This is a genomic window from Weissella sagaensis, from assembly GCF_005405285.1.
In the GTDB taxonomy this organism is placed as follows: Bacteria; Bacillota; Bacilli; order Lactobacillales; family Lactobacillaceae; genus Weissella; species Weissella sagaensis.
In genome coordinates, this window is sequence record NZ_BJDT01000008.1 from 15,607 (window position 1) to 28,480 (window position 12,874).

Consider the following 12,874-nt stretch of genomic DNA (forward strand, 5'->3'; position numbering starts at 1 on the left):
AACATCAGGTGGTGGCAGGCGTAAGCCTGCTTTGACCCCCGCTTGCGGGGCCTGGGGTTACTAGGTTATTACTGTTTGAAAAATTGTTTGGGACACTTTTACATAGGCCTCTTAAAATTCGTTACGATAACCCTAGAGTAAAGCAATGAATTTAGTTATTTAGGGAGGCTATCACATGGTATCGAAGAAATTAGCAATACGTTTAGCAAAGAAAAAGACTGAATTGGCAAATGCCGAGGATCGCGTAAAAGTGTTGAAGGAAGAATTAGCAACGTTAAATCAACAAGTCCAACTAGAACTGGTTAAACAATTACAAACGAATCTAAAAACGGATGATTTAACGGAAGTGGCTAATTTTATTGCCCAGGTTGATCCAACACAAGTCCCCGCTGATGACGGAGGTGAGCAAGATGGCTATTAATCGTGCTGCAATGAAAGCCTTACCGATTCAAGGCTATTTAGATTACAAAGGAATTGATTATACGACGGAACACAACCGCTTGCGGCTTGTGGACCATGATAGTTGCGTGATTAATACTGATAAGAATGTCTTTTTTTGGAACTCCAAACAAATTTCGGGTGATTTAGGTGACTTTATTGCCGCGTATGAGGACATCACCCCGAAAGAAGCCTGGGTGCGCTGGTCAGAATTTGGTCGGCATTACAACGGACAAGATGAGACCGAGAAGGCTAAATATCAAGCATCCTCTCGGGAAAATAATTACAAGTTTAATTGGCAAAGATGGCGAATAGCGCAAACCACTAACAATTCAGAAGATTATTTAGTGAACGAACGTGGTTTTGACGCCATGTTCGTGCAACGTTTGGCGAAAGCTGACTTTATTAAACAAGGTAAACCAAGACAGGACCGACAGACAAAAGAATGGCAAAAGCCGGCGATTTTATTTCCATGGCACGATGAAAATGACCAAGTTGTTGGTTTAGATCAACAAGGTACTGAAATTAATTTTGAAAAATATGGTAAACGTGGGACGCAAAAAAAGGTGGCCACTGGTTTGGATACCCGTTACGGGTATAACTTTCGCACAGGGAATGGTGCTGACCAGTTAATCGTGTTTGAGTCACCAATTGATGCATTATCTTATGCCCAGATGCATTTTACGGAACCAACCAATAAAAATACGACTTTCTTATCATTATCCGGGACAGATCATCAAAAAGTCTTGTCACAACTTGATCGCATGAAGCAATTAAACGGCCATTTACCAAAGCAATTGGTTTTGGCAACGGATAATGATTTAGCCGGATTTAAAGCAGCAGCACCCTTTGATATGCTGCAATTTGAGGGTATGACAAATATTAGGCAAATCCCAACACAAGGTAAAGATTGGAACGATCAATTAAAGGCACATGACCCCACTATTAAAACACTCACAATGGATGAAAACCAACAACAATTAGCCGCACTAGAGACGTTTACACAACAGGCCAAGCCAGCAGTGGCAAAAGCAACGACTGATGAAAAGCAAGTTGCCCAACCGCAACGTGTGGCGCGCCAGCAACGGCGGGAAGTCCGTAAGGGTAAGAGTCGTGAGCGGAATGAAGAAATTATTAAAGATACTTTGACGCGTGTACAAAATTATCAAAATGATCCCAAAGAAGTACAGCAATATTTGGATTTTGTGGCCCAGGGGCAAAACTATTCTCCTCGTAATACTTTACTAATTTATGGCCAACGACAAGATGCCACCATCGTCATGGGGTATAAACAATTTGCTGAACGGGGCATCCAAGTTAATAAAGGCGAAAAAGGTATGAAGATTTATGGTGCTCCCAAAAATCTTCAAAGTATTGTGACTCCTGCCGGTGATCGGGTTTATTGGCGTGATGCAACAGCAGAACAGCGACAACAAGCCAAAGCCGGTGAGCTAGAAACGCGGACAGTTAAGCATTATCCGATTGAGACAGTCTTTGATGTGAAGCAAACTAATGCCAAATTGGATGACTTGCCTAAGTTACTGCCAAATCGGCCGGTTAATTTAGCCACTGACCAATCACCGGAACACCTTGAAACGGTGTATCAAACGCTTAAAAAGTATGCGCAAGATGAACAACATGCACGAGTTGTGGATCAAGACCAGGGTGCGATTAAGTTTTTAGCCGATCACAAACCAATGACGAGTCACGGGATTGCCAAAGGCGTCACAGCGATTAATCGCCAGAAACCAGATGAGCCGATTATTATTTTACGACCGGATTTACCCTTTACTGATCGGATTGCCACGTTAGCGCACGAGATGGGCCACACAGCATTGCATCAACAAAGCGATGCTAAAACCCCCAACGGGGTGCAAGAGTTGCAAGCTAAAATGACCAGTTATGTCGTGTTGAAAAACGTGGGTGTGGAACCCGGTGATATTAGTGAAAAATATATGAGTGATTGGACGAATCACTTAAAACAATTTACGGATTTAAAAGAAAAATCACCAAATATGATGGCGGATGTGACTAGAGCGAGTACGTCAATCACAAATTATCTGGCAGATCGCCTTTCAGATGGGCAACAAATAACGCATACCCGTCGTGCAGCGCCCAACATACAACCAACGGCTGTCCAATTGGCAACCAACCAAGCAATTCAAGATCAAACAAATGAAACACGAGGACCTAAGCGATGACACAATTAACCACCTTACAAGGCAAACTGGTACAAGTGGCCCAAGGTAATGGCCTTTATATGTTGACTATTGATCCGGCACAAGCAGCAACTGGTTTATTAGAATTACCGGTAACCGCCGAGCAATATCATGGTTTATTTCCTGCCGGTGATCCGGTTTTAAATGAGGAATATGAAGTGACAATACAACAAGATGCGCAACACATGACGTTAGTTAATGTTTTTCCAGTCGATGCTGAAGTAATCCCGGCTGATTTAGTCCCAACATTGACCACAACGCAAGATATGGAACTACAAGGAGAGCATTTTATGGATACGCAAAAGCAAGCGGCTGCTTTAGAAAAACGCTTAAATGAAATTCGACAAGATGATTCTTTAATGCAAGATATTCAAGCAGAACTTGATCAAGAAGCTGAACAACGCCGCGCAAATATTGAAGCCCGTCAACAAGGACAAGGCATTGAACAACTCTTTACTGAAGAAGAATTAGCCCAGATGCAACAAAGACAACAACAGGCAAAAACCGAAACGATTTCTCTGTCAGAACAAACGCGGGTTGCCAAACAAGATGATGACGATTTACCACTGGGAGGAGATGATGAGGTATGACCAACACCTATCTAGAAGGGTTTACAACCAATTTAAATCTAGTCATTGCTGCACAACCGTCAGAATATGGGGCGTTTGGTCGTGATGCAGAATTAGGTCGGTTAATTCGCATTTTAAATCAACATAAGAAAAATAGTGCCGCAGTCTTAGGTGAAGCCGGGGTTGGAAAAACTGCCTTAGTTGAAGAGTTGGTAAAACGCATTTTGACGCAAGACGCCAGTTTACATGGCACGTTAGTCAATCGTGAAGTCCATTCATTAGAGTTAGCCAGTTTAATGACGACAACCGCTGGTGGTAATTTTGCCTCAAATCTGCATCATTTAGTGGCTGAAGTTAAAGCAAATCCCCAGATCTTATTATTTATTGATGAGATGCACGAATTAATTGGCACAGGTGCTGAAGGCACGTCTGGTATGGATGCCGCTAATATCTTAAAGCCGGCCATCGGCCGGGGTGAAATTCAAGTTATTGGCGCCACCACAACGGCAGAATTTAAACAATATATTGAATCTGATAATGCGATGGAACGTCGTTTTGATAAAGTCATGCTAGATGAATTCACGCCATGTCAAACCAAAACAACTTTACAGCGAATCATTGCGGCAACCAGGGATCATGTTGCGGTACCTGATCCAGTCATTGACACCATTATTCAATTTTCTGACCGGTACATTACTACGCATTTTTTCCCGGAGAAGGCGATTACCTTGCTTGATAATGCCTTAGTCGCTGCAAAAATGAATGACCATTCAGTCTTAACAACAACAGATGTCGCCAGTATCATTAACGAGCGCTATCGCGTACCAATGTCAGTTTTGACGGAAGAAGATGACAACCGCTTGTTTCAGTTGTACGAACGGATGCAGCGTCAAGTGATTGGTCAAAACGCAGCGTTGAAAAAAATTGTTACGAGTATTCGTGTTCGTGCTGCTGGTTTAGGTGATATAAGTAAGCCCTTGTCATTTCTATTAGCCGGCACACCCGGTGTTGGGAAAACGGAAACCGCCAAAGCGTTAGCAACGCATTACTTTGGTGACGAACGGCAATTAATCCGCTTTGATATGTCGGAATTTAAATTTGCCAAGCAGTCGATGCAACGGTTTGCCGAGCGGGCAGCCGAAGCGGTGAAGTTTAATCCCTATTCAGTTTTATTATTGGATGAGATTGAAAAAGCGGATCCGATGGTCTTAGATTTATTGCTACAAATCCTAGACGATGGTCGTTTAACCAACGAACGTGGGCAAACGATTAACTTTAAAGATTTGATTGTTGTCATGACCACCAACATTGGGCATCAATTAATTATTGAACGCGCAGCTAAAAGTGATGACTACCGGCATGATTCACAGCATCAATTGACCTTCAGTAAAAATTTTGAAAATGCCTTATTAGGAGCCGGCTTACGGCAAGAATTTATCAGTCGTATTGGCGCTATTATTATTTTTGAACCATTAGATGTGCCGGATGTGAAGCGCATTATTGATTTGAAACTGACGAAACTTAATCAACAAGCCCAACGGCAAGGTTATCAATTGGTTTATCGTACGCAAGATGTTAGCCAATTAATTCCAAGTTTTGCAAGTGGCCAAGAATTTGTGGATGATCGGGTGATCGCCACGCATCCACTCATTGATTTCCTCGTTGATAAAGGTTATCGGAAGAGTTTAGGTGTACGCCCACTGGATGATTCCATCATGGAATTTGTGGAAGCACAGATGGCCACCGCAATTTTACACGAACGTCGCACTGGTCAAGTCAAAGGGCATTCCTTTGTCTTTCGGGCATGGGGTAATCCGCCGGATGCCACGCATCCACGGGGAAGTTGGCAAGCCGTTGTTTCGCAAACAGAATTACCAAGCAACCAAGAGGAGGAGGTTTCATGAGTAAAGAGTGGTTTGGCAACCGTTATGAACAAGCGCGATCGTATGAAAAACAAAGTCAAATTCGCTTGCGGGGTCAATTCTGGTTTCAAGGACTTGTTTTTGTCGGTTATTGTGCCTTAGGAATTATGATGGCACTGCTGGTGGGAACTTTAGCAGGCGCACTTTGGTACATTATTCGTTCTGGGTTGGGCAACATGGCGTTGAATATGTTCAATGTATACTTTAAACCGGCTTTTAGTTGGGATTACTTGCAACAATATGTCATGTTTTCATTATCTGGTGGCGTCTTACATGAACAGTCTTATGTCATTTGGGCGATTATGGTGGTCATGTTTGCCATTTTCTGCCGGTTAGGGATTAAGAATTGGTATGACTGGGTTCAAAAATTTGGTGACCGGACAACCAATCAAAATCGCTGGGCCACGCTACATGAAATTGAACGGACGTATGTTTTAATTCCCGACCGCAATAAATTTTATAAGGGTCCGGCAGGACAACCGATTAGTCACATTTCCGGTTATGCGTTTGCTTTTTTCAAATTGCATCCATTCCTGTGGTTAAAACAGGTGATAAAAGCACCCCTGGGTTTGAATCGCGAAACATTCCCCAAATGGTACCAGCAAGTGCGACCACGGTTGATGCAATTACCACTATTAAACAAGTACTTTGATGCCCAACTCACGGTTGAAGGTGGGTTTCAAGGCTTTTATTGGATTGATCCAAAACCGACACACGCGATTACCACTGGAGCAACCCGTTCGGGTAAGGACCAACGTCGCGGTTATATCTTTATTGATATTATGCGCCGAGCCGAAGAGCAACCCAATATTATTGATACCGATGCAAAAAATGAAGATGCCAAGATGTCGTTTATACCACTACAAAAGGCCGGATATGAAGTGCAATTACTCAACATTGCCGACACGGATTGGTCTGAATCGTGGAACCCGTTTCAAGTTGCTTTGAATTATGCAATGGCGGGTGAATTAGATAAGGCCCGAGACGAGGCAATGGTCATTGTTCAAATTATTGGCTCATCGAGTTCATATGAAGGTGGTAATGATATTTGGGATAAGACAGCGGAAGACACGCAATTAGCGATTATTCTGATTCTCTTATGGTTAGCGATGGCCCAAGATGATCAAACATTGGCTACACCAGCAGGGGTGCCGCAATTCATTAATTCTGTGAATCAATTTAATGATGCCAAGGACAAGAATTTGGATGGATTAACGCAATACTTTAACATGTTGCGTCAATTAGATCCGATGCCCCCAATTATTAATGAGGCCATCCTAAAAGCAGGGTCTTACTTGGGGGCGACTGGTGATACCAAATCATCCGTTATGTTTACGCTTCAAAGTCGTTCTAGTTTGTTTGCGTCTGAAACAGTGGCACGACTTACCTCACGGTCAACCATTCAAATTGCTGATTATGGTTTTCCTCGGATGCTAAAGGTGAATGTCCCAACTGACTATGCCGGTGCAACGGCGTTAGTAGAACTTTACAAACGCCAAGATGACGCACCCCAAGGGCATTATTTGGAACAAGATGCCGTGAAAGTGAGTCGTGCCGGCGTTATTCAATATCCGTTCCATCAAGTTTTTCCTGATGAATGGCTGATTAAGATTCACTTTGCTGACAAGGGAAATCCAAAGCATCTACAAAAGTCATGGCTGCAAATTACGGGTGAGAAACGCGTTAAGCGTCAATTGAATCAACAAGTCAAAATTGATCCACATAGTCAACGACCCGTTAAACAAGTGGTGACGTATCCTTTGCAGCAAGCGTTAATTAGCGATGAGCCGGCTACTTTTGACTTGCGTTATTCTGAAAAGCCCAAAGCCGTGTTTATTGTGACGCCACAAAGTAATGATAATTATGCCGCAATTGCGCCATTATTCTTAGGTCAGGTTTTTTCAGTTAATACGCAAATTGCTTCAGAAATTACTCGTCGTAAGATGGACCGGCAGATTATCTACAAGTTGAATGAGTTTTCAATGTTTCCCCGGATTCCCGGCTTTGATAACTTCTTAACCCGTGGTTTAACCTACGGTCATATTGTGGATATGTATGTACAAGATGATGTGCAAGTTGCCAAGCACTATTCAGAATCAGAAGCCAAAGAAATTATGAATAACATGTTAATGCAATTTCATATTCAAACTAAGGATCGTGATACCAACCAAGCCGTATCCGATCGTTTAGGTGAAATTGAGGTGCAAAAAGAAATTGTGAACTCGCAAATGGGTGAGCAACAACAAGACCGAGGCAATCGCCAAATCTCAATTGATAAGATGCCATTACTGTCAGCCAAAGAATTAGAGGAGTTAAATGATGGTGAAATGGTGATTATGCGTACGGCGAAGCGGAATGATAAGAAATGGCGCCGGATTCGACCACTACCGATTTTCGATACCGGCAAAATATTGATGCCAAATGCCCGGGATCTCATTGGTAAAAGTTATCGTTTGGATTACTACACCACGGATTTGCGCATTAAGAACAACACCAAGCATTTAAGCTATCAAGATATTTTCCAGGATTACAGTGGGTATTTCAAGCAATTAGCTGCCCAGGTGAATCCGGAGACCATTGAAACTGAAATTGAGACAGCACCAGCAGTCAATATGAGTACTGATGTGTCGGAAACATCAAATGAGACAACCTTAGATGCGGCAATGATGAATTCGTCTGCTACCAAGTCGACGGTAACGGCTAAACAACCAGTAGAACAGCCGGTATCTGACAGTGACGAAAGTCAACCGGTGGCTGACAATGGCAGTGAGGAAATCAATGATGATGAGGAAGTGGATGATTATACGATTTGGCAACGTGATTTTACGCAACATGCCAATGAGAAGTTAGTCTCAATTGTTGATTTAACGAATGCCGATTTTATGGCACAAGTTGAAGATACGATTGCAGCAGCACTAGATACATCAACCATCACAGCTGATGCCGAGAAGTTAGCGGTACAAGCCGATGCCGTTGACCATCAATTCTTTAAACGACATGGTGATTTAAACCAACAAGCGGCGATGCGGGAATTTCTGGCAGATGATGAACGGTGTTTTGATTTACTAATGAATATTGACGAGCTGCGTGAAGCACAAGTCACAGAAAATTAAGGAAAGCGAGGAACAAACATGATTGGATTGGTACCACTACCAGCAAGTGGCCCCACAAATGCGTTTTATGAATCATGGGCCGATTATTTACAACCAAAATCACGCATGTTTTTGTCAGTTTTACAGATGATGTGTCAAGGAATTGCGGATTTGTGTTATGACTTAGCAAACGCCGTACTAACCGCCTGGCATGCAGCTTGGAAACTAATGGATTTTAGTAGTTTGTTTACAGAAGCCAATGGTTCTGGACAAGATATGTCCGGATACGGATTAACCCAGTATATTGGCATTTTCTTTATGATTGGGATTATTATTTTAGCTTTGATGTTGGCGATTCAAGTGATTCAATTTAATTTAACTTCCGGTCGTCGAGGCAAAGAATGGCCAGCCGGTATTGTAACAGCGGTGATTATCATTGCAATGGTCCCACTACTCATTTCAGGTGGTACCCAGGTCGCTAAAAGTATGAATACGGAACTTTTAGGGGGTACCAGTACAACGAATGTTCGGTCAGGGAGTCATAGTATTTTGACAGATATTTGGAAAAATAATTCTGTTGATCTTAAAAAGGTGGCTCAAGCTAATTTCAATGTGGATGATAAAAAGATTCATGATTATAGCCCAATTCAAAAGAATTCATCCAATGCAATTGTTAAGTCATCCATCTTTACGGATACTATTGATGACGATGCCAAAAAGGGTATGAAGGATAAGGCTAAAGATGTTTTTGCGAATAAACAAGGAGAAAGCTCAATCAAGAAAGTCGATAAAGGCGGTTGGTTAAAAGGAACTGAAGAAGTTTACCCACGGGTGAAAGTGAACTGGATTGGGATTATTGCAGCAGAGATTGTCTTTGCGATTGTTGGATTCTTAGCAATTATTGAACTAATTGTGCGCTTCTTCCGGTTAGCTTATTATTCACTAACCTTACTAGCATTAGCTTTTCGCGATATGGAAGGTAAAAAGGCGATGCAAATTCTGCATGTGATGGAAGGCAGTATCTTAGGCATGGCTTTGTTGCCTTTAAATTTGGTTTTATTTTTTGCTTTCGTACAGTGGGGTATAATAGCAATTAACGATCAAAATCTCTCTTGGGGACCTTATACTGTGGTAAGCGTGGCGTTATTGTTAGCTGCCGGTAAAGGGTTGTTATCAGGATTTGCTTTGATTGACGACTGGACGGGTATGCCAACGGGTCATGGTGGTACGGCTAGTGGCCTCATTGGTGCCGTTGCGGCCACCGCAGGTGTTGGTCGTGCATCCAAAGGATTGGCGGGATCGGCCGTGCGGACAGCGGGTGCTGTTGGACATGGTGTTGCCAAAGGTGGTCAAAAAGCAATGGCTGGTGGTCAGAAATTTACTAGTGGTGCCCAAGCTATGAAGGAAAAAGTTAGTCAAGCTGGTAAACGTGGTAATGCAACACAGCAAGCAGTACAAGGTGGTGCCAGTGGTGGTCAAGGCCAACAAACAGCTACATCGGCAAATAGTCTTGGGACAAGCGGTTTGCCAATTAATGCAGCTGCTAGTGGACCAAATACCAGTGCAGATCACCCTGAAACAGCTAGTCAAGCAGCCGGAGCGACGACTACCGGTGCCAATACCACTAGTGATACGCAAGCAGTACCTGGTACCAGCGGATCACGAACACCAGCACAACCAGGGCGAGCAATCAGTGGTAATGCAGGTACCATGGCGCAAACTAACCAGCCAACCGGTGATCAACCTGAAAATGGCGGTGTAGTAGGTTCTGGTAACACAGCAACGGGTGGACAACCAGGGCTTATCTTACTAAATAGTGTGACAAGTAGCAGTGGCTCAAGCGAATCGTCACATGCATCTGTAACTAGTCGTAATGGTAGTCAAGCAGCTGCAAGACCGGTAGTTAACCCACCAAAAACGACACCAATGCCGTCAGCTACTGGACGTCAAAGTGTTCAATCACGGCCGATGGGTTCATTTAATGGTTCAACGGTTGCACCAACAAGCACTAGTTCGCCAGCAATGCCTAATCAGCAATCAAGTCAGATGCAACAACCACAGCCTAATCCAACGCCGGTACAACCAGTTAATTCAGTGGGAACTAATCGCCAACCAATTAATAATCAAGGGGTAACTTCGCAGCGGACAACTAGTCAACGAGGTACTGTTCAGCCAACTAACCGAGTGCAAACAAACCAACGCGCAACCAATAACACGTATAATAATCTGCAAAAGGAAGTGAAACAAGATCTAAGACAGGTTTATCCCCGAAAAGATAATCCACAACGTTCATAGAACCAGTCGGAGGTAAAACATGAATACAAAAATTAAATGGCTAATTAGTCTAATTGCAGCAGCTGTTGTTGTCGCTGGTGGTGTTTCATATGGTATCTACAAACACAATCAACCTTTATCAGATGAGGCTTTTAACAAATTGGAAATTGATAAGCAGTTTGAAAAGGCACCAGCTGGATATTATATACATTTACGCAAGGATGATCCCACACTATATCGGACGACTTGGTCAGCAAAACAAATAAAAAATTACTTTTTTAATAAATATAATATAGGAGTTAAAACTAGTGCTGACGGAATAACCGCAGAAAAAACTAAATTAGGAACTAATCACTTGTTTAACAACAATCGTTTAGTTGATAAACAACAAGGTTATGGAGAAATTGGTCGTATTTATCATGAAACTTACGGTAACAGTAAATTTAATTCGGGAATGACATATTACTCTGACTCGGTTTATAACTGGTACTTTAAGAGTCCAGAACAAGCACAAAAGGATCCTGACGTGAAGGAAAATGTAAATCAATTAGTCCGGTAATTGTACAGTTTATTTCATTACTCGTAAAAAAATTAGTAACCAAAAGTAGTTTGTTTAAACGGAAAATACGTATATATATAAGATACAAGTCTAAGAACCTGTGCTACAAAGCACTTAGTTCTTAGGCTTTTTTTGAATATGAGATGATTTTTTCCTTATATATTAAGTAGTTATCTTATATCTTAGTGCTGGATTTCCTATCACTTTACAGTAATGAAAATTATTTATTAGAGTAACTTTAGTCACCGAACAAGTTTAAATTTTCATTAAATTTTTTAAGCTATATTTTAGTCTTAGTGAATCATGGTGTATAACTGATATTGTTTACATATATGTATTATTATCAATAAATATAGGAATAGGTTTTCGAAAAATTATGAGATTTAAAGAACTAGATAATCAATTAGACCAATGGGAAGAGTTTGTGGAAACTAATGAGTTAGGGAACTTTGGTCAAAGTAGTTATCAATTTGAATTATTGTTAAGTAGAGGTCGTAAAGCAAAAGTATTTGGTGTTGTGAACGATACAGACGAAATTCTTGCGGGGGGGTCGTTAATTGGGACCCAACAAAATTAGGTTATAAGTATTCATTAGATTACGGACCAATTGTAAAGGATTGGGCTGATAAGGATGCTTTGCAATGTTTTTTTGATGGTTTAGTACAGTATGCTAAACATAATAAAGGGTTGTATTTAAGTGTGTCGCCAAATGCGATTTATCAAGAATTCGACAATGATGGCCAACCAATTTGTACACCTAAAAAGCAAATTCTTGATACGATGTGTAGTTTAGGGTTCACACATGAACCATTTAAGTATGGGATGCAAGATACTGGAGTGACAGTTTGGCAATATGTGAAAAAGATTGATGGTAAAACATACCCGGAAATAGCAAAGAGCTACCATAAGATGGCCAAGCAGTATTTAAAGAAGAATAAACTCTATCAAGTTAATGTGCGTGAACTATCTAGAGAAGAATTACCAATGTTTAAACAAATTATTGATGATACGGCTGAACGTCGGCATTTCTTGAGTAAAGATTTAATTTATTTTGAAACAGCGTATGATAAATTCCAGGATCGGATTAAGTTTGTAGTAGCAGAAGTATGCTTCTCGAAGTATATTCAAGTTGCGACCGATAAACTGGAAAAGGCCAACCGTGATATTGATAGGTTACAGCAGAAACGTGAGACAGCTGCTAATAAAACGCGTATTGATAAACAACTTAGTGAATTATTTAAACAAAGGGAAAATCATAAAGTACGCATTGAACATGGTAAGCAAATGCGGATTCACGTAGGAAAAGATGTAATTCCAGTTGCTGCAGCTATGTTCATCATTATGCCGCAAGAAACGGATTATTTATTCTCGGGATCATATGAAGAATACAGTGAGTTCTATGCACCTTACCAGATTCAAGACTATATGTTACAAATTTCGCAAAAATTAGGGGTTAAAACGTATAACTTCTTAGGCATTGACGGTAAATTTGACGGTACCGATGGTGTGTTAAAGTTCAAGACGCACTTTGAGGGTGTCGCACAGCAATTAATTGGTACTTTTGACATACCGGTAAATAAATTTAAATATAATATGTATATTAAACTGAAAAAATTAATCGCAAGATAGTGAAAATTTATTATGTTTTTTGACAAACCTAGCCTTAAAATAATTTAATGGAAGATGTTTTGTGGTGATTATACTATTACATAGTTGTAATATTAATTTGGGTAAAATTTAAAACAGAGTGTTCAACGTAACTTTATGTTGAACGCTTTTTTTGTGCAAAATTGTTCCTATT

Annotated in this window: 9 protein-coding genes; all 9 read left to right on the plus strand. The window is 41.1% G+C overall.

Translation table 11 applies throughout. From position 1 onward, the window contains the following. The first annotated feature begins 175 nt into the window (after window positions 1-175). The 9 genes from FFM55_RS07835 (at window position 176) to FFM55_RS07875 (ending at window position 12,702) form a co-directional block, all read left to right on the plus strand. Window positions 176-421: a hypothetical protein gene (locus FFM55_RS07835; protein WP_137600826.1), complete on the plus strand. Its 246-nt coding sequence runs from the start codon at window positions 176-178 to the stop codon at window positions 419-421. Further along, on the plus strand, window positions 411-2,639 hold the full coding sequence (locus FFM55_RS07840; protein WP_170999674.1) for a toprim domain-containing protein: 2,229 nt from the start codon (window positions 411-413) through the stop codon (window positions 2,637-2,639). Before FFM55_RS07835 ends, FFM55_RS07840 begins: the two co-directional genes overlap by 11 nt. Then, window positions 2,636-3,247 (plus strand): hypothetical protein, encoded by a 612-nt coding sequence (locus FFM55_RS07845; RefSeq protein WP_137600828.1) that lies wholly within the window; start codon window positions 2,636-2,638, stop codon window positions 3,245-3,247. The genes FFM55_RS07840 and FFM55_RS07845 overlap by 4 nt, the downstream gene beginning before the upstream one ends. After that, complete coding sequence (locus FFM55_RS07850; protein ID WP_137600829.1) at window positions 3,244-5,130, plus strand: AAA family ATPase; 1,887 nt, start codon at window positions 3,244-3,246, stop codon at window positions 5,128-5,130. Before FFM55_RS07845 ends, FFM55_RS07850 begins: the two co-directional genes overlap by 4 nt. Further along, entirely contained in the window at window positions 5,127-8,261 is a 3,135-nt protein-coding gene (locus tag FFM55_RS07855; RefSeq protein WP_137600830.1) for a type IV secretory system conjugative DNA transfer family protein, read from the plus strand. The genes FFM55_RS07850 and FFM55_RS07855 overlap by 4 nt, the downstream gene beginning before the upstream one ends. A gap of 18 nt (window positions 8,262-8,279) precedes the next feature. After that, a complete protein-coding gene (locus FFM55_RS07860; protein ID WP_137600831.1) occupies window positions 8,280-10,535 on the plus strand; it encodes a pLS20_p028 family conjugation system transmembrane protein in 2,256 nt (751 codons plus the stop codon). A 19-nt stretch (window positions 10,536-10,554) separates the two neighbouring features. Continuing rightward, on the plus strand, window positions 10,555-11,073 hold the full coding sequence (locus FFM55_RS07865) for a hypothetical protein (RefSeq protein WP_063067205.1): 519 nt from the start codon (window positions 10,555-10,557) through the stop codon (window positions 11,071-11,073). A 376-nt stretch (window positions 11,074-11,449) separates the two neighbouring features. Continuing rightward, a complete protein-coding gene (locus FFM55_RS07870) occupies window positions 11,450-11,650 on the plus strand; it encodes an aminoacyltransferase (protein ID WP_137600832.1) in 201 nt (66 codons plus the stop codon). A gap of 29 nt (window positions 11,651-11,679) precedes the next feature. Beyond that, window positions 11,680-12,702, plus strand: a complete 1,023-nt coding sequence (locus tag FFM55_RS07875) for a peptidoglycan bridge formation glycyltransferase FemA/FemB family protein (protein ID WP_373863714.1) — start codon at window positions 11,680-11,682, stop codon at window positions 12,700-12,702. Window positions 12,703-12,874: the final 172 nt, after the last annotated feature.

What these genes read in the sequence shown, in the direction of transcription:
- FFM55_RS07835 (WP_137600826.1), top strand. Translation starts at nt 176, where the DNA reads ATGGTATCGAAGAAATTAGCAATACGTTTAGCAAAGAAAAAGACTGAA.
- FFM55_RS07840 (WP_170999674.1), top strand. Translation starts at nt 411, where the DNA reads ATGGCTATTAATCGTGCTGCAATGAAAGCCTTACCGATTCAAGGCTAT.
- FFM55_RS07845 (WP_137600828.1), top strand. Translation starts at nt 2,636, where the DNA reads ATGACACAATTAACCACCTTACAAGGCAAACTGGTACAAGTGGCCCAA.
- FFM55_RS07850 (WP_137600829.1), top strand. Translation starts at nt 3,244, where the DNA reads ATGACCAACACCTATCTAGAAGGGTTTACAACCAATTTAAATCTAGTC.
- FFM55_RS07855 (WP_137600830.1), top strand. Translation starts at nt 5,127, where the DNA reads ATGAGTAAAGAGTGGTTTGGCAACCGTTATGAACAAGCGCGATCGTAT.
- FFM55_RS07860 (WP_137600831.1), top strand. Translation starts at nt 8,280, where the DNA reads ATGATTGGATTGGTACCACTACCAGCAAGTGGCCCCACAAATGCGTTT.
- FFM55_RS07865 (WP_063067205.1), top strand. Translation starts at nt 10,555, where the DNA reads ATGAATACAAAAATTAAATGGCTAATTAGTCTAATTGCAGCAGCTGTT.
- FFM55_RS07870 (WP_137600832.1), top strand. Translation starts at nt 11,450, where the DNA reads ATGAGATTTAAAGAACTAGATAATCAATTAGACCAATGGGAAGAGTTT.